General features: G+C 71.0%; 15 protein-coding genes and 1 pseudogene. 10 read left to right on the plus strand and 6 right to left on the minus strand.

What is annotated here, in order from left to right; genetic code table 11:
• Positions 1 to 16: 16 nt before the first annotated feature.
• The gene (locus ACFYW8_RS29855; protein ID WP_389083473.1) at positions 17 to 1,801 is read right to left on the minus strand and encodes a hypothetical protein; all 1,785 of its coding nucleotides are present in this window, start codon (positions 1,799 to 1,801) and stop codon (positions 17 to 19) included.
• 412 nt (positions 1,802 to 2,213) lie between these two features.
• Here ACFYW8_RS29855 and radA point away from each other — a divergent pair, with 412 nt between their 5' ends.
• Together radA and disA are read left to right on the plus strand one after the other, a co-directional pair.
• Complete coding sequence (gene radA, locus ACFYW8_RS29860) at positions 2,214 to 3,623, plus strand: DNA repair protein RadA (protein WP_355842583.1); 1,410 nt, start codon at positions 2,214 to 2,216, stop codon at positions 3,621 to 3,623.
• A gap of 68 nt (positions 3,624 to 3,691) precedes the next feature.
• Positions 3,692 to 4,816 carry a DNA integrity scanning diadenylate cyclase DisA gene (gene disA, locus ACFYW8_RS29865; RefSeq protein WP_389083478.1) on the plus strand — a complete coding sequence of 375 codons (1,125 nt, stop codon included), beginning with the start codon at positions 3,692 to 3,694 and terminating at the stop codon, positions 4,814 to 4,816.
• A gap of 71 nt (positions 4,817 to 4,887) precedes the next feature.
• Here disA and ACFYW8_RS29870 read toward each other — a convergent pair whose 3' ends face one another.
• Positions 4,888 to 5,754: a hypothetical protein gene (locus ACFYW8_RS29870; protein ID WP_389083483.1), complete on the minus strand. Its 867-nt coding sequence runs from the start codon at positions 5,752 to 5,754 to the stop codon at positions 4,888 to 4,890.
• Positions 5,755 to 5,945: 191 nt separating this feature from the next.
• Between ACFYW8_RS29870 and ACFYW8_RS29875 the strand changes: the two genes are divergently transcribed.
• The 5 genes from ACFYW8_RS29875 (at position 5,946) to cseC (ending at position 10,583) form a co-directional block, all read left to right on the plus strand.
• A complete protein-coding gene (locus tag ACFYW8_RS29875) occupies positions 5,946 to 6,863 on the plus strand; it encodes an A/G-specific adenine glycosylase (RefSeq protein WP_389083488.1) in 918 nt (305 codons plus the stop codon).
• A 251-nt stretch (positions 6,864 to 7,114) separates the two neighbouring features.
• The gene (locus ACFYW8_RS29880; protein WP_328554197.1) at positions 7,115 to 7,654 is read left to right on the plus strand and encodes a SigE family RNA polymerase sigma factor; all 540 of its coding nucleotides are present in this window, start codon (positions 7,115 to 7,117) and stop codon (positions 7,652 to 7,654) included.
• Positions 7,642 to 8,292, plus strand: coding sequence for a hypothetical protein (locus tag ACFYW8_RS29885; RefSeq protein WP_389083492.1), 651 nt, complete (start codon positions 7,642 to 7,644; stop codon positions 8,290 to 8,292). The genes ACFYW8_RS29880 and ACFYW8_RS29885 overlap by 13 nt, the downstream gene beginning before the upstream one ends.
• Before the next feature lie 19 nt (positions 8,293 to 8,311).
• The gene (gene cseB / locus ACFYW8_RS29890) at positions 8,312 to 9,019 is read left to right on the plus strand and encodes a two-component system response regulator CseB (RefSeq protein ID WP_365881278.1); all 708 of its coding nucleotides are present in this window, start codon (positions 8,312 to 8,314) and stop codon (positions 9,017 to 9,019) included.
• A 220-nt stretch (positions 9,020 to 9,239) separates the two neighbouring features.
• Positions 9,240 to 10,583 (plus strand): two-component system sensor histidine kinase CseC, encoded by a 1,344-nt coding sequence (cseC, locus tag ACFYW8_RS29895; RefSeq protein ID WP_389083892.1) that lies wholly within the window; start codon positions 9,240 to 9,242, stop codon positions 10,581 to 10,583.
• A 114-nt stretch (positions 10,584 to 10,697) separates the two neighbouring features.
• On the opposite strand, the gene ACFYW8_RS29900 is transcribed toward cseC, so the two are convergent.
• From ACFYW8_RS29900 to ACFYW8_RS29910, 3 genes are all read right to left on the minus strand, one after another.
• Positions 10,698 to 11,144 (minus strand): VOC family protein, encoded by a 447-nt coding sequence (locus tag ACFYW8_RS29900; RefSeq protein ID WP_389083897.1) that lies wholly within the window; start codon positions 11,142 to 11,144, stop codon positions 10,698 to 10,700.
• Between the two features lie 94 nt (positions 11,145 to 11,238).
• Positions 11,239 to 11,685, minus strand: a complete 447-nt coding sequence (locus tag ACFYW8_RS29905; protein WP_389083901.1) for a helix-turn-helix transcriptional regulator — start codon at positions 11,683 to 11,685, stop codon at positions 11,239 to 11,241.
• 186 nt (positions 11,686 to 11,871) lie between these two features.
• Positions 11,872 to 13,503 carry an MDR family MFS transporter gene (locus ACFYW8_RS29910; protein WP_365881280.1) on the minus strand — a complete coding sequence of 544 codons (1,632 nt, stop codon included), beginning with the start codon at positions 13,501 to 13,503 and terminating at the stop codon, positions 11,872 to 11,874.
• A 173-nt stretch (positions 13,504 to 13,676) separates the two neighbouring features.
• Between ACFYW8_RS29910 and ACFYW8_RS29915 the strand changes: the two genes are divergently transcribed.
• On the plus strand, positions 13,677 to 14,324 hold the full coding sequence (locus tag ACFYW8_RS29915; RefSeq protein ID WP_389083503.1) for a TetR/AcrR family transcriptional regulator: 648 nt from the start codon (positions 13,677 to 13,679) through the stop codon (positions 14,322 to 14,324).
• A gap of 89 nt (positions 14,325 to 14,413) precedes the next feature.
• Here the strand turns inward: ACFYW8_RS29915 and ACFYW8_RS29920 are convergent, their stop codons facing one another.
• Positions 14,414 to 15,100, minus strand: a complete 687-nt coding sequence (locus ACFYW8_RS29920) for a M23 family metallopeptidase (RefSeq protein ID WP_365881284.1) — start codon at positions 15,098 to 15,100, stop codon at positions 14,414 to 14,416.
• A 685-nt stretch (positions 15,101 to 15,785) separates the two neighbouring features.
• Between ACFYW8_RS29920 and ACFYW8_RS29925 the strand changes: the two are divergent.
• Together ACFYW8_RS29925 and ACFYW8_RS29930 are read left to right on the plus strand one after the other, a co-directional pair.
• Positions 15,786 to 16,171: pseudogene (locus tag ACFYW8_RS29925) on the plus strand (hypothetical protein).
• Entirely contained in the window at positions 16,168 to 17,067 is a 900-nt protein-coding gene (locus ACFYW8_RS29930) for a hypothetical protein (protein ID WP_389083510.1), read from the plus strand. Before ACFYW8_RS29925 ends, ACFYW8_RS29930 begins: the two are co-directional and overlap by 4 nt.
• Positions 17,068 to 17,083: the final 16 nt, after the last annotated feature.

Raw genomic sequence — 17,083 nt, forward strand, 5'->3', positions numbered from 1 at the left:
GCAGGTGGCTCGGGGCCTACTGCGGCACGGCCGGGTCACCGCTGTCGCCCGGCGGCGGTGACGAGTTGCCCGGGTCCGGGGAGGACGAGTCGGTGACCGTCGGTGTCGGCGTCGGGTCGGTCGGGGACGGGGCCGGGCCTGTCGGGGTCGCGGTCGGGGTGGGGCCCGGCCCCGAGGGGCTCGGGCTGCTCGCGGTCGGGTCGGGGTGGGACGAGCCCGCCTTCCCGTACCCGGAGATGGTGACCACCGCGCCCGCCGGGGCGATCGCCACCCGCGCTGTCCAGTGGCCCGCCGGCTCGCGAAGGTGATCGACGTAGACCTTGATCGTCAACGACCCGCCCGGTTCGAGGGTTCCCGAGGACTGGGTGAGGTAGAGCCAGGACACGCCGGTGCGCGCGGACCAGTGGACCGGCGAGCTGCCGGACGCCGTCAGCGTGACCAGGGTCGTGTCGCCGCTGCTTCCGGCGGCCACCGACAGGTGTCCCGGAGTGCCTCCGCGGGCGCTGACGACCTCCACGGAGACATCCGGCGAGCCGCTGCCCTTGGTGAAGTGGGAGCCGGGTCCCGCGCTGGCGTTTCCGGCGTTCTCGTAACCGCCCGTCTGTCCGCCGTCCAGACCCTCCGAGTCCTGTGCCTCGCTCGTGCTGGCCGGGCGGCCGTCCACGCCCTCGCCGGTCAGGGGCGCGCCCCGGTACGCCGCCCAGAGGGCGAGCACGGGCGCGGCGACGACCGTGGCGACGATCGTCGTCGTGACGGCACGCGCGCGAAGACGGTCCCTTCGGGCGGCGTGGTCCTTCGGGTCCATCGGGAAGCCGCGCCGGTCGAAGCGCGGAGCGCTCCCCCGCGCGCGTGGGGTGTGTGCCATCGCGACGCGCAGGGCCGCGTGCGGGGCCTCCAGCACGGGAAGCGCCGCGGGTGTGACGCTGGTGCCGGGCCAGGCGCCGGGGACCGCGCGCTCGGCGGTACGGCGGCAGCGGGGGCAGTCGTCGACGTGCCGGACCAGCTCGCCGCGCAGGGTGGTGCTCAGCACGAGCCGGCTGTCGCCGGTGAGCCGGGCGACGCTGGGACAGGCGCCGGTCTCCACGACGGCGAGGGCGGCGCGGGTGCGTTCGACCTCGCAGGCGGCGGAGGCGAGCAGCTCGCGCGCCGCGGCGAGGTCCATGCCGAGGACCGCGGCGACCTCGTGGGCGGCGAGCTGGTGGCGCACGGCGAGTTCCAGCGCCTCGCGCTGCTCCGGGGTGGTTCCGGCGGCCTCCGGCCAGGCCAGCAGGGCGAGTTCGTGCCGACGGTCGTCCTGGACCTCCTGGGACACGGGAGCGGCGCTCAGCGCCTCGGCCGCGCGCCGGTCGGCGGCGGCCTTGTGCGCCCTCTTGAGGGCGGCCTCTTCGCGGGGGCCCCTTGAGGCACCCTGAGGGTCGCTCCCGTGGGGTGCCTGCCGCCCGGAGGCGTGCGCCGCCTGCCGCTTGCGCCGGGCTTCGGTGAGCTTGCGCAGGCAGGACCAGCGGGCGAGCGCGTAGAGCCAGGCCCTGCGGTCGCCGCCGGACTCGGGGCCGCGCGGGCCGCGCCGCTCGGCCAGCGCGAGGGCGTCCCCCAGGGCGGCGGTGGCCGCCTCGTGGTCGCACAGCACGGACAGGCAGTAGGTGAACAGGCCGTCCAGGTAGGGCTCGTAACGCGCGGGGGGACGCTGGACCAGGGTTCGAGGGGTCGCGCCACGGGGCGCGCCCGCCAGCTTGCGCGCGGCTCCGTGCGCCCGGTGTGCGCCGGTGGTGTGCGTTGAGGTCTCCGGACTGCTGCTCATCACCCGTGCGACCGTAGGTGCCCGGGGCAGCCCCTTCCTCCCCCTTGAGCACATTTAATCCGTACGGGTGAAACGATCCCTCATAAGGGGACAGGAACCCCCGACCCCTGGCCTGGGCCGTCACCGGTGGCGATGGCGGTCCATGGCAGATGGGCCGCGGTTGGCTCAGCGCGGGGCTCGCTCGCGCGGGGGCGGGAACGGGGTCCGGGGCTCGCGCCATGGGCCCAGGGTTCGGAGTGCGGGTCACGACGGCTCGGGGTACGAGTCACGACAGCTCGGAGTGCGGGTCACGACAGCTCCGGGTACGGGTAGCTGCGGCTCCGAATGCGGTGGATCAAGGCGGGGCACGGGCGGATCAGGGCGGGGCCGTACCGGCGGGTGCCGGGCTGTCAGTGGCTCCGGCTACGGTTCGGTCATGGCTGCCCGTACGAAAACCGCGAAGGACCGGCCGTCCTACCGCTGCACCGAGTGCGGCTGGCAGACGGCCAAATGGCTCGGGCGCTGCCCCGAATGCCAGGCATGGGGGACGGTCGAGGAGTACGGCACGCCCGCTGTCCGCACGACGGCACCGGGACGGGTCACCACGTCCGCGGTGCCCATCGGGCAGGTCGACGGCCGTCAGGCCACCGCCCGCAGCACCGGCGTGCCCGAGCTGGACCGCGTCCTCGGCGGCGGTCTCGTGCCCGGGGCGGTCGTCCTCGTCGCGGGCGAGCCGGGCGTCGGCAAGTCCACCCTCCTCCTGGACGTGGCGGCCAAGTCCGCGAGCGACGAACACCGCACGTTGTATGTGACGGGCGAGGAGTCGGCCAGCCAGGTGCGGCTCCGCGCGGACCGCATCAAGGCGATCGACGACCACCTCTATCTCGCCGCGGAGACCGATCTGGCGGCCGTCCTCGGTCACTTGGACGCGGTGAAGCCGTCCCTGCTCATCCTGGACTCCGTCCAGACGATCGCCTCCCCGGAGATCGACGGCGCACCCGGCGGCATGGCCCAGGTCCGGGAGGTCGCGGGCGCGCTCATCCGCGCCTCCAAGGAGCGCGGCATGTCCACGCTGCTTGTGGGCCATGTCACCAAGGACGGCGCGATCGCCGGACCCCGGCTCCTCGAACACCTCGTGGACGTCGTCCTGTCCTTCGAAGGCGACCGGCACGCGCGCCTGAGGCTCGTCCGAGGGGTCAAGAACCGCTACGGCACGACGGACGAGGTCGGCTGCTTCGAACTGCACGACGAGGGCATCACCGGCCTCACCGACCCCTCGGGGCTCTTCCTGACCCGCCGCACCGAGCCCGTCCCCGGCACCTGCCTGACCGTCACCCTGGAAGGCCGCCGCCCGCTGGTCGCCGAAGTGCAGGCGCTCACGGTGGATTCCCAGATCCCCTCCCCGCGCCGTACGACATCCGGTCTGGAGACCTCCCGCGTCTCGATGATGCTCGCCGTCCTGGAGCAGCGCGGCAAGATCAGCGCCCTCGGGAAGCGGGACATCTACTCGGCGACGGTCGGCGGTGTGAAGCTCTCCGAGCCCGCCGCGGACCTCGCCATCGCGCTCGCCCTGGCGTCCGCGGCCAGTGACACCCCGCTGCCCAAGAACCTCGTGGCGATCGGCGAGGTGGGGCTCGCGGGCGAGGTCAGACGGGTCACGGGCGTCCAGCGCAGGCTTTCCGAAGCACACCGTCTGGGCTTCACCCACGCTCTCGTACCGACCGATCCGGGCAAGGTCCCGGCCGGTATGAAGGTCCTGGAAGTGGCGGACATCGGCGCGGCGCTGAGTGTCCTTCCGCGCTCGCGTCGCAGAGAGGCCCCACGGGACGAGGAACAGCGCCGGTAGACTTTGCCCTGGTCTCGCCCGTCCGTACGAACCGAGGGCGGCCGGAAACCTTCGACCGGAGGAGTGCAGTGGCAGCCAACGACCGGGCAGCAGCTCCCGGAAAGTCCGGTGGGAGCTCCGGTGCCGATGGCCTGATGCGCGCCGCACTGAGCGCCGTGGCACCCGGCACGGCGCTGCGCGACGGGCTTGAGCGGATCCTCCGCGGCAACACGGGCGGACTCATCGTGCTCGGCTCCGACAAGACCGTCGAAGCGATGTGTACGGGCGGATTCGTCCTGGATGTGGAGTTCACCGCGACCCGTCTGCGTGAACTGTGCAAGCTCGACGGCGGCATCGTGCTCGACAAGGACATCACCAAGATCCTCCGGGCGGGCGTGCAGCTGGTGCCCGACCCGACGATCCCGACGGAGGAGACGGGCACGCGGCACCGCACCGCGGACCGGGTGAGCAAGCAGGTCGGCTACCCCATCGTGTCGGTCTCCCAGTCGATGCGTCTGATCGCCCTGTACGTCGGCGGTCAGCGCCGCGTCCTGGAGGACTCCGCCGCGATCCTCTCGCGCGCCAACCAGGCCCTCGCCACGCTGGAGCGCTACAAGCTCCGCCTGGACGAGGTCGCGGGAACGCTGTCGGCGCTGGAGATCGAGGACCTGGTCACCGTCCGGGACGTCTCCGCGGTCGCGCAGCGGCTGGAGATGGTGCGCCGCATCGCCACCGAGATCGCCGAGTACGTCGTCGAGCTGGGCACGGACGGACGGTTGTTGACTCTTCAGCTCGACGAGTTGATCGCCGGCGTCGAGCCCGATCGCGAGCTGGTCGTACGGGACTACGTGCCCGAGCCGACCGCCAAGCGCTCCCGCACGGTGGACGAGGCACTGTCCGAGCTGGACGCGCTCGCCCACGCCGAGCTGCTCGAACTCTCCACGGTGGCGAAGGCGTTGGGCTACACCGGCTCTCCCGAGGCGCTCGACTCCGCGGTGTCCCCGCGCGGCTTCCGCCTCCTGGCCAAGGTGCCGCGTCTGCCCGGCGCGATCATCGACCGGCTCGTGGAGCACTTCGGCGGGCTCCAGAAGCTGCTCGCCGCGAGCGTGGACGACCTCCAGACGGTCGACGGCGTGGGCGAGGCACGAGCACGCAGCGTCCGCGAGGGCCTGTCCCGGCTGGCGGAGTCGTCGATCCTGGAGCGCTACGTCTAGAAGCCCTCAGCCCCCTCAGCCCTCGGACAGGACGAACGGCCGAACGACCGACCATCAGGCAGGACGAACGGCTAGTCCTTGGACAGGACGAACGACGCCTGGGCCTTCGTCAGGCCCGGGGCCTTCGCCTCGACCAGATAGGTGCCGACGGGGGCCGAACCCGAAGGGGGCGTCGCGCACGCGGGGGCGCCGGGCTTGCGGTCCCACTTCACCGTGTGGACGACCTGGCTGCCGGCCGGTACGCGGTAGAAGACGGCCGCGGCGTCCTTCGGGCAGTCGTCCGAGGCCCAGATGTTCTTGTCACTTCCCGCCTGAGTGATCGTCAGAACCGTACCCTTCGGGCCGAGATCGACCTTGCAGTCACTGCCCGAGGTGTTCTTGGCGGTGAGCTCGACCATGGGCTGCTCACCGGGGGCGTAAGTGTTGTGCACGCTCTTGAGCGTCAACTTCACGTTGTTCGCGGTGCAGTTGGGGAGAGTGGAACCGGCCGGAAGCTGGTCGGCCGATCCACCGCCGCCGTTCTTCGCCCCGTCGTCGGAGCCGCCGCCGGTGCTCCCGCCGGAACCCGTGGACCCGTCGCCGGACCCGTCACCGGACCCGTCACCGGAGCCGCCGCCGGACCCCGCGCCACCGTCGCTCGCGCTCCCGCCGGCGCCACCGCTGCCGGCACCCCCGCTGCCACCCCCGCCGCTCGACTCGTCGCTGCCGCCCGGGTGTTGGCTGATCGCGGGACCTGAACCGGACGGCCCCGGCGTGATCGAGGTCGCGGGGTTCTTGCCGTTCGACCCGCCGGCACTGTTGTTGCCGCCCCCGCCGCCGGTGCCGACCACCCAGACGGTGAACAGCGCCAACAGCCCTACTACGGACAGCAGAACGGCCCTCCGACGCCAGTAAATGGTGGAGGGGAGCGGCCCGACCGGATTGCGCAGAGATCCCACGGCGCAAACTGTACGAGAGATCGGCCGCGCGGCTCGCCCCACCCGCCGCCCTGGTTCCAACTTTTCCGGATCATCATCCCGGCGAGACCCCTTCCCGGCGCCGCGAGGGCCGCCGGGTGCGGTCTTTCACCACCGCCCGCCCCGGCGTCGTCCCCGCAACCTCACCGGCACATGGCAGGATCGACATCGCCATGACTGCACCCACCAAGCCCACCGCGCCCACCCCGAACGCTCCCGGCGAGAACCTCCACACCCCCGTCATCGCCTGGTTCGACGAACACGCCCGCGATCTGCCCTGGCGGCATCCCGATGCCGGACCCTGGGCGGTGATGGTCAGCGAGTTCATGCTCCAGCAGACCCCGGTCAACCGTGTCCTGCCCGTGTACGAGCAGTGGCTGGCCCGCTGGCCACGCCCCGCCGATCTGGCGCAGGACGCCCCGGGGGAAGCCGTCCGGGCCTGGGGACGGCTCGGCTACCCGCGCCGAGCCCTGCGTCTGCACGGCGCCGCGGTGGCCATAACGGAGCGGCACGGCGGCGACGTGCCGACGGAGCACGCGCAGCTGCTGGCGCTGCCCGGCATCGGGGAGTACACGGCGGCGGCGGTCGCGTCGTTCGCTTACGGCCAGCGGCATCCCGTATTGGACACGAACGTCCGCAGGGTCTTCGCCCGCGCCGTCACCGGCGTGCGGTACCCGCCGAACGCCACCACCGCCGCCGAACGCAAACTCGCCCGCGCCCTGCTGCCCGAGAGCGAGAGCACGGCGGCGCGCTGGGCCGCCGCGTCCATGGAGCTCGGCGCGCTTCTCTGCACGGCGAAGAACGAGACGTGCCACCCCTGCCCGATCGCCGCGCAGTGCGCGTGGCGGCTGGCCGGCAAGCCGGAGCACGACGGACCGCCGCGCAAGGGGCAGACGTACGCGGGCACGGACCGCCAGGTGCGCGGCAAACTGCTCGCCGTCCTGCGTGAGGCCCATGTGCCGGTTCCGCAGAGCGCGCTGGACCGGGTGTGGGACGAACCGGTCCAGCGGGGCCGGGCCCTCGACGGACTCGTCGCCGACGGACTGGTGGAGCCGCTTCCCGGCGCTCTGTATCGGCTGCCCCTGACATAGCGGCGACACCAAAACCGAATCAACCGGGATGTAGACCCCCCTCCCTATACCCCGCGCCTCCGACCGTTACACAACCGACGGACAGCCGAGTGCTGGCCGCAGGCTGGCTCGGACAACCTCGTGACAACCCCTCCGTAGCTTCAGTGCCGTACCGCAGGAAAGGCCGCAACAAGCGGCGGAAGAGCGGCGGTTCGCAGGCAACGGACAACCGGCAGCAGTCAGGTCGGAAACGGGGATGGAGGCGGTTGATCATGGCGCACGGCGAGGTGCTCGAATTCGAGGAGTACGTCCGCACTCGGCAGGACGCGCTGCTGCGCAGTGCCCGCCGCCTGGTCCCCGACCCGGTCGACGCCCAGGACCTGCTCCAGACCGCGCTCGTGCGGACGTACGGCCGCTGGGAGGGCATCGCGGACAAGCGCCTCGCCGACGCCTACCTGCGCCGCGTCATGATCAACACGCGCACCGAGTGGTGGCGGGCCCGCAAGCTCGAGGAGGTGCCCACCGAGCAACTGCCCGACGCGTGCGTGGAGGACGCCACCGAGCAGCACGCGGACCGCGCGCTGCTGATGGACATCATGAAGGTGCTGGCACCCAAACAGCGCAGTGTCGTGGTGCTGCGACACTGGGAGCAGATGTCCACGGAGGAGACGGCCGCCGCACTCGGTATGTCGGCCGGAACGGTCAAGAGCACGCTGCACCGGGCGCTGGCCCGGCTCCGCGAGGAGCTGGAGAACCGCGACCTGGACGCCCGCGCGCTCGAACGTGAGGAGCGGGAGCGTTGCGCGGCCTAGGAATCCGGCCCAGAGCGGCCCTGAAGGCGGGGAGTTCGGCGGCGGCCGGGCTCGCCGCCCTCGGCCTTTTCATGACGTCGTGCGCCACCGGTGGCACCGGCGCCCGCGACGAGGGCCCGGCGGGCAGCGACGCGGTGGCCAAGGGCAGCATCACGCAGGCGGGCTCCGGCTCGCCCTCCAGGACACCCAAGCGCGTGGACGCGGTCAAGATCGTCAAGGACGACCCGGCGGTCAGCGCGGCGGTCAAGCGCGACCTGAAGCCGTGCGTCGCCGACGAGTACCCGGTCGACGTGTCGTACGGGGATCTGACCGGCGGATCCTCGAACGACATAGTGATCAACGTGATGACCTGTGCCGATGCCGTCGGCGTCGGCTCGTACGTCTATCGCGTGGAGAACGGCAGGTACCAGAATGTCTTCAAGGCCGAGGAACCGCCGGTCTACGCCGAGATCGACCGGGGCGATCTGGTGGTCACCCAGCAGCTGTACGAGAAGGGCGACCCGGTGTCGTACCCCTCCAGCGAGGAAGTGATCACCTACGGCTGGTCCGCGACGCGCTTCGTCGAGCAGTCCCGGATCCACAACGACTACAGCAACGCGGTGGGCGGCACCAGTTCGCCCGACCCCGACGCGAACTGAGAGCGGACGGAACAGCCGGATGCCAGAGCAGACCCACGTCCTGTTCGTCGAGGACGACGACGTCATCCGCGAGGCCACGCAACTCGCCCTGGAGCGCGACGGCTTCGCGGTCACGGCCATGCCCGACGGGCTCTCGGGCCTGGAGGCGTTCCGCGCCGACCGTCCCGACATCGCCCTGCTGGACGTGATGGTCCCCGGACTCGACGGGGTCTCGCTGTGCCGCCGTATCCGCGACGAGTCGACCGTGCCGGTCATCATGCTGTCCGCGCGCGCCGACTCGATCGACATCGTGCTCGGCCTTGAGGCGGGCGCCGACGACTATGTGACCAAGCCCTTCGACGGCGCCGTGCTGGTCGCCCGTATCCGCGCGGTGCTGCGCCGCTTCGGGCACGCGAGCGGCGGCATGGGCGCGACGGCCGAGGAGTCCGCGACGGTGGACGGCGGGGTGCTCGCCTTCGGTGATCTGGAGATCGACACCGAGGGCATGGAGGTGCTGCGGAGCGGTACGCCGGTGGCGCTGACGCCCACCGAGATGCGGCTGCTCCTGGAGTTCTCGTCGGCGCCCGGGACGGTCCTGAGCCGCGACAAGCTGCTCGAACGTGTATGGGACTACGGCTGGGGCGGGGACACCCGGGTGGTCGACGTCCATGTACAGCGGCTGCGTACGAAGATCGGCCAGGACCGTATCGAGACGGTCCGCGGCTTCGGCTACAAGTTGAAGGCCTGAGCACGATATGCGGGGGATATTTCAGCGCTCGGCTCCGGGGAAGCCCTCGGTTCCCGGGCAGGGACCGATCCCGGGGCGAGGACCGGTTCCGGGGAGACCCGCGGACGCGGGCGGTGGCGTGAACGCGGGTTCCCACCGCGGCGCAGGCGCCGGGATCGGCGCCCACGGAGATCCCGGCACCGGCGACATCCTGGGCAGGAACACCCGCAGGGGCCGAGGCATCGGCATCGGGATCGACCGAGGGGCGGATTCGGGTACGAGCATCCGTACGGGCATCCGCTGGAAGCTCAGCACGGCGATCGCCCTGGTCGGCGCGCTGGTCGCCATCGCGCTGAGCCTGGTCGTGCACAACGCGGCCCGCGTCTCGATGCTGGACAACTCGCGCGACCTGGCGGACGAACGCATCCAGCTCGCCGAGCGCATGTACGGGCCCGGCAGACAGCCGCCGTTCGGGGCCAAGATCGACGATCCCTCCATTCCGGCGGACCTGATGGTGAAGGTCTCGGAGGGACGGCGGGCGACCTACGTCTCCGACAGCCCGAACGGCGTGCCGGACATCTGGGCCGCCCTACCGCTCAGGAACGGCCAGGTGCTGTCCTGGCACGAGCGGTTCACGGACCGCAACGCGGACGTGATGAAGGACCTCGACCAGGCGCTGATCATCGGCTCCATCGCGGTCGTCTTCGGCGGCAGCGCGCTCGGCGTGCTCATCGGCGGGCAGCTGTCGCGCCGGCTGCGCAAGGCGGCGGCCGCCGCGAACCGGGTCGCCAAGGGCGAGCGGGACGTCCGGGTGCGGGACGCGATCGGTGGTGTCGTGCTCGACGAGACGGATGATCTCGCACGTGCCGTTGACGCCATGGCCGACGCGCTCCAGCAGCGCATCGAGGCCGAACGCCGGGTGACCGCCGACATCGCCCATGAGCTGCGGACCCCGGTGACCGGACTGCTCACGGCGGCCGAACTCCTGCCGCCCAGCCGCCCCACCGAGCTCGTACGGGACCGGGCGCAGGCCATGCGCACCCTCGTCGAGGACGTCCTGGAGGTCGCCCGGCTCGACGGGGCCTCCGAGCGGGCCGAGCTGCAGGACATCATGCTCGGCGAGTTCGTGACCCGGCGGGTGGCCGCCAAGGGCGCGGACGTCGAGGTGCGTGTGGTGCACGAGTCGGAGGTAACGACGGACCCGCGCCGCCTGGAGCGCGTCCTGCTCAACCTCCTCGCGAACGCCGCCCGGCACGGCAGGCCGCCGATCGAGGTCACCGTCGAGGGCCGCGTCATCCGCGTCCGCGACCACGGCCCCGGCTTCCCCGAGAAACTCCTCGCCGAGGGACCGAGCCGCTTCCGCACCGGCAGCACCGACCGCGCGGGCGACGGCCACGGACTCGGCCTCACCATCGCCGCGGGCCAGGCACGGGTGCTCGGCGCACGGCTGACCTTCCGCAACGTACGACCCGGCGGGGCCCCGGACGACGTACCCGCCGAGGGCGCGGTCGCGGTGCTGTGGCTGCCGGAGCACGCGCCGACGAGCACGGGGAGTTACCCGATACTGCCGCCCTCCAGGAAGTAGCCGTAGCGGCGAGGGCCGGTCCTGCCGGCTGCGGACCCGGCACCCCCGTCCCCGGCGGCTCCAGACCTGACGGGACTGTCCCGGCGGCTCCAGACCGACGGGACTGTCCCGGTCCTAGCAGCTCCAGTCCTTGTCCAGGTCGAGCTCGCCGGAGCGGTGCTGGGTGAGGGAGAACCAGTTCCCCGAGTCATCGCGGAACAGCGCTTCCGTGCCGTAGGGACGCTCCTGCGGTTCCTGGAGGAACTCCACGCCACGGTCCTTGAGCCTCTTGTAGTCGCCCTGGACGTCGTCGGTCCGCAGCACTCCCGCGCCGAGCATGCCCTTGGCGATCAGCTTCTTCATCATCTCGGCGGACTCGGGGTCCATGGCGGGCGGTCCGGGCACCATGAGGGTCAGGTCGATCCCGGGCTGATCCGGGGCACCGACGGTGAGCCAGCGCATGCCGCCCTCGCCCATCGTCATGTCCGTACGGAGTTCGAGCCCGAGCTTCTCGGTGTAGAACTCCTTGGCCCGGTCCTGGTCGAGGACCCAGACGGTCGAGATGGCGAGTCCTTTGATCATGGTGTGCTCCAGGTGTGCGGGATCGCGAGGTGTGCGCGGCCGGGCCGGGTCGTCGTCGGCCGCGCGCGCCCTGCCACGGTAGGCGCCCTCCCCGTCACGGCGCTTCTCCGGAATTGCGCTCTCCCGCAGCGGTGCCTTCACGGGATCCCGCGCCCGGCCCGGTCCGGAAGCCGCCGGCCCAGAGCATCGCGTAGCAGCCGGGTATGAGGGCGGCACCCCGCCCGACGTGTTTCGCCCGGTACTCGCTCGGCGTCATCCCGGTCCAGGCCTTGAAGCGCGCGGAGAAGGTGCCGAGGCTGCTGAAGCCGACCAGATGACAGATCTCGGTCACCGAGAGGTTCGCGGTACGCAGCAGGTCCTCGGCCCGGTCGATGCGCCGGTGCGTCAGATACTGGCCCGGGGTCTCGCCGTACGCCGCCTTGAAGGCCCGTATGAAGTGATACCGCGAATATCCGGCGCGCGCGGCCAGCGCGCCGAGATCGGTGCCGGACTCGGCCCAGTCCCGGTCGATGACGTCCTTGGCGAGCCGCAGCTGCCGCATTCGGTCCACGTTCCCGATGGTGGCACGCGGCACTGACAGCGACCCGGCACCGGGGCAGACCCGTGCGGGAGGAAGTCCGTGCGGGAGGAGGCCCGGCACAGGAGAAGGCCCCCGGGGCGGACAACGCCGGGGGCCTTCGTTTCGAGGAGTTCAGGGGCCGTCGCGAGGACCGGCCCCGCGATCAGGTCAGACCGGCTCGGCGAGCTGGACCTGGGGTGCCTCGTCCTGCGCGCCGTCCTCGGCGGGCTTGGGCGCTCCCGCTCCCTTGAGGGCGACCTCCTTGACGAAGACCGACGAGATCATCACGATCACGGCCACCGACGCGCCCAGCAGGAAGGCCGAGTGCGTACCGGCCGACACCGCGTGCTGGTAGGCCTCGCGCGCCGCCGCCGGCAGCTTCGCCAGGCTCGCCGCGTCCAGCTGCGGGGACTGCTCGGTGATCTTCGAGCCCAGCGCGCCGGCCTTCTCGGCCATGACGTCCTTGACGCGGTTGTTGAACAGCGCGCCCATGACGGCGACACCGAACGACGAGCCGAGCGTACGGAACAGGGTGGTGGAGGAGGACGCGACGCCCATGTCCTTCATCTCCACGCTGTTCTGCGCCACCAGCATGGTGACCTGCATCAGACAGCCCATGCCCAGGCCGAGGACGGCCATGTAGACGCCGGACATGAAACGGGTGGTGTCCGTGTCCATCGTCGACAGCAGGTAGAGGCCGATCACCATCAGCACGCCGCCGATGACGGGGAAGATCTTGTAGCGGCCGGTGGCGGTGGTGACCCGCCCGGCGACCATCGACGTCACGAGCATCGCGCCCAGCATGGGCAGCAGCAGCAGACCGGAGTTGGTCGCGGACGCGCCCTGCACCGCCTGCTGGTACAGCGGCAGGAACAGCGTGGCGCCGAACATGGCGAAGCCGGTGACGAAGCCGATGATCGACATCAGGGTGAAGTTGCGGCTGCGGAAGATGTGCAGCGGCACGATCGGCTCGGCGGCCTTGGTCTGCCAGAAGACGAACCCGACCAGCGCGGCGACGCCGAGGCCGATGAGCTCCATGATCCGCGCGGACGACCAGGCGTACTCCGTGCCGCCCCAGGTGGTGACGAGGACGATGGAGGTGATGCCGACGGTGAGCAGCGCGGCGCCGAGGTAGTCGATGCGCGTCTCGGACCGCTTCTTCGGCAGGTGCAGGACGATGCTGATCGCGGCGAGCGCGATCGCGCCGAGCGGCAGGTTGATGTAGAAGGACCAGCGCCAGCCCCAGTTGTCGGTGATGGTGCCGCCGATCAGCGGACCGCCGATCATCGCCAGCGCCATGATGCCGGCCATCATGCCCTGGTACTTGCCGCGCTCACGGGGCGGGATCAGGTCACCGATGATCGCCATGACGCCGACCATGAGACCGCCGGCGCCGAGACCCTGAATGGCCCGGAATCCGATCAGCTCACCCATGTTCTGGGCCATGCCGCTGAGCGCGGAGCCGATCAGGAAGATCACGATCGAGGTCATGAAGGCGCCCTTGCGCCCGTACATGTCGCCGACCTTGCCCCAGATCGGGGTGGAGGCCGCGGTGGCGAGGGTGTACGCCGTCACGACCCAGGAAAGGTGTTCGAGTCCGCCGAGGTCACCCACGATGGTCGGCATGGCCGTGCCGACGATCATGTTGTCGAGCATGGCCAGCATCATCGTGAGCATCAGCGCGAGCAGGACCACGCGCACGCTGCGCTGTCGCTTCCCGCCCTCGACCGCCGGCTGGCCGTCGGCCCCTGGCCCGGCCTGCTCCGCGGCCGGTTCGGCCGCTTTCGTCTTGTCCGCCATCGTTCTTCCCACTCCCCTAGTACCTCTGCCGCCGTCCGACTACTTACTTGCCGACCGGCAAGCTGACTACACTCAGGGAAAATAGCCCCGTAACTAGCCGGGCGTCAAGTAAGTATGACTAGTTTTACCAGCCGGTCGACAGGTAAGTTTCAGGGAGCGCGAGGAATACGAGGATGGGCGGCACGATGGACGGCACCAAGCGGCAGCGCCGGGGCGACACACGGCAGCGCATCCAGGACGTGGCCCTCGAACTCTTCTCCGAGCAGGGCTACGAGAAGACCTCGCTGCGCGAGATAGCCGAGCACCTCGATGTCACCAAAGCGGCGCTCTACTACCACTTCAAGACCAAGGAAGAGATCCTCATCAGCCTCTTCGAGGATCTGACGAGGCCGCTCGACGAGCTGATCGAGTGGGGCAGGCAGCAGCCGCACAGCCTGGAGACCAAGCAGGAGGTGCTGCGCCGCTACAGCGACGCCCTCGGCGGCGCGTCCCCGCTCTTCCGCTTCATGCAGGAGAACCAGGCGACTGTACGCGAGCTGAGCATCGGCGAGACCTTCAAGGACCGCATGATCAGCATGCTGGAGATCATCAAGGAGCCCGAGTCGCCGCTGACCGACCAGGTCCGCTGCATCAGCGCGCTCTTCACGATGCACGCCGGCATGTTCGTGCTCAAAGACGTCGAAGGCGACCCCGAGGACAAGCGCAAGGCCGTCCTGGAGGTCGCGATCGATCTGGTGACGCAGGCCCACGGGGGCGGAGCGGCCCACGGGGGCGGAGCGGCCCACGGGGGCGGAGCGGCCCACGGGGGCGGAGTTTCCTAGCGCCGCTTTCCTGACGCCGGGCCTCCGCCTCGGGCTCTGCTCCGGCATTCCGCGCCGGGGCTCCGCGCCGGGTCACCGGCGCGGGTGGGTCAGACAGTCACACCCATGCCGTGCAGGAACGCGACGGGGTTGATGGCCGAGCCGTAGTTGGGCGTCGTGCGGATCTCGAAGTGCAGGTGCGGGCCACTGGAGTTGCCGGTGTTGCCGGACAGGGCTATGTGCTGACCGGTGGCGACGACCTGACCGACGTGCACGTCGATGCGCGACAGGTGGGCGTACTGCGAGTACGTGCCGTTGCCGTGCTTGATGACGACGGCGTTGCCGTACGCCGGACCGTCGCCGGCGCCGTTGCCGCCCGCCTTGACGACGGTGCCGCCGTGCGCGGCCATGACGTTGGTGCCCTGCGGCACGGCGAAGTCCTGACCGGAGTGCTTGTGGGCCCACATGCCGCCGGCCTGGTCGAAGGAGGCGGACAGGGTGTACTTCGCGACCGGGTCGATCCAGGAGGCGGCCTTCTTGGCGACGGCCTTCTTCGCGACGGCGGCCTTGTTGGCGGCCGCGGCCTTCTTCACCGCGGCGGCCTTGGCCTGAGCGGCGGCCTGCGTCTGTACGGCGTTGGCCGCGGTGACGGTCGCGCTGGTGCTGACGCCCGTTTCGGCGGCGGTCGCGACCCCTGCGCCCAGTACGGCCGTGGCGCCCAGGCCGACGGCCAGAACGGCCGCCCGAGTGCGGACCAGGGACGTAAGGGACTTGCGGGACGTGACGCGCTTCGACATGAATACCTCGTTGAGCCGGGGACAAGGACTTGGAACAACCACTCCGGCGCAGTGCCTGCCGCCGAGTGGGCCATTCATTGGTAACCCGCGCCCCCAGGTCGACTCAAACCCTCCATCTACGACGCGAACTAGTACTTCATCGCAAAACTTGATGAACCTTGACACCTCGGACATTCAGGAGGGGATCTTGTCGCTTTCGCCCGGGAAACCCGGTTTAACCCCACTTCGGGGCGGCACACCCCTTGCTGAACATGCCTTCACCCCGCCCTTCGCGGCGCCGCGCCACAGGTCCTCCCCACCCCGGACCAAAGGTCCTTTATGTCCGTTTCGGCGTCTCTACTACTCGCCCTAGTACCGGCTGAAACGCCTGTGCCCCTTGTCACCGGGCCGCCGGATCCGGGACCCCCTGAATGTGACGCGGGCTACGCTCCGGCCCCTGGTTTCAAGGGTCTTGGGGACCCTGTCGGCCGCCCCCGGCCGCCCGAAATCAGTGACCGGGCGCACAAGAGGAGCCGACGACCGCCGCGAGTGGTGGTGAGACCGCGTTCCGCGGCGCGGATCAGCCGTCAGAACGTACGGTTGCCCTTCCGGCCCAACGTTCTCCCGGGGGATCGTCGTGGGCCCAGTAGCCGTCGGCACACGCCTGGCCTCAAGCGTGGCCGGGCCTCTCATCAGGAAGCTCTTCGTGGCGCAGGGCCCTGGAGCCGGGCTCGTGGACAAGCCCGTCCGCATATCCGCGTTCGTGTCCTTCAAGGGCGAGAAACGGGTCGTCGGCGAGAAGGAACTGGCCGGTCTCGCGGGCGCTCTGGTCGGCCGGGCGCTGCGCGGCGCCGAGGGTCCGTTCCCCGCCGACGAGGAAAGGCCGTCGTCCACGCCGTCGCGGCCACCCTGCACGTCCTGGGCGACCTCACCATGACGGACATCCAGGCGGTGGAGCTCGGCCACCGGGCGCTCGCCCTGCGGCTGCGCGCGGCCGGCGGAAACCCCGACCGGGACCTGTCCTTCGACGCGGCTGGATGGCCGTCGCCCACGCCCGGCCACGGGAACGGGCCGAGCTGCCGGGCGCCATGACCCGCGCTGCGGCGCGGCTCGACGGGCCGTCCGCGACCCGCGTACGGCTTCTCGCCCCCGCCTCACTGGAACACGCCACGCAGCTCGCGCCCGAGGTGCGGGCCGCTGTGGAGGGCGACGCGGCCGCCCTCATCCCGCCCAGGACGTCCGAGGAGGCCCGCGCCCTGGCCGAGGCCGGCCCCTCGCCCTGGCCGAGGCCGGCCCCTCGTCCTGGAGCTGCTGCCCGGACCGGAGGGCTGACCGAGGCCGAGGCCCGCGGGATCGTGGTCACCGCCTGCCTGATCGGCACCGACGCGGCCATCTCCGTACTGGCACGCTTCCGCTCGCACCCGGCCCTGTCCGTACGGGCCCAGCTCACCTGGGGACGGCACAGGTTCGACACCGGGCGCTACGCGTCCGAGGTCATCACCCAGCTCGACCCGGCCGACCTGTACTTCACCGCGCACTCGGCCGCGCAGCTCCGCACCCTGCGCGAACTGGGCGGCCGGTCCCGGCTGCAGACCGTCGGGGACATCGACTCGGCGGAGCTGCGCTCCTGCCTGCCGCCCGACCAGGTGACCCGGCTCGCGCTGCGCCACAACAGCCGGCTGCGGGACCTTGACTTCCTGACCGCCCAGGGGCGACTGGAGCAGCTCAACCTCGATCAGTGCACAGGGATCGACGGTCAGCCCTTGGCGGAGCTGCCGTTGTGGGGGCTGTACCTGATGCCCGCCTCGGGACGGACCCCGGCCCCCGGCGGTCTGGCCGGGCTGACCTCGCTGCGTGAACTGAACGTCGGACACCGGCTCGTGGGCCGGTCGCTGAGCGAAACCCTCCCGCTGAACTCGCCTCTGGACGTGCTCTCCTTCGGACTGGACGTACCGCGCGACACCGGGATGCGGGGGCTGAGCCACTGACAGTCCTGCGCACCCT

It is taken from the genome of Streptomyces sp. NPDC002742 (genome assembly GCF_042888885.1).
Lineage (GTDB): Bacteria > Actinomycetota > Actinomycetes > Streptomycetales > Streptomycetaceae > Streptomyces.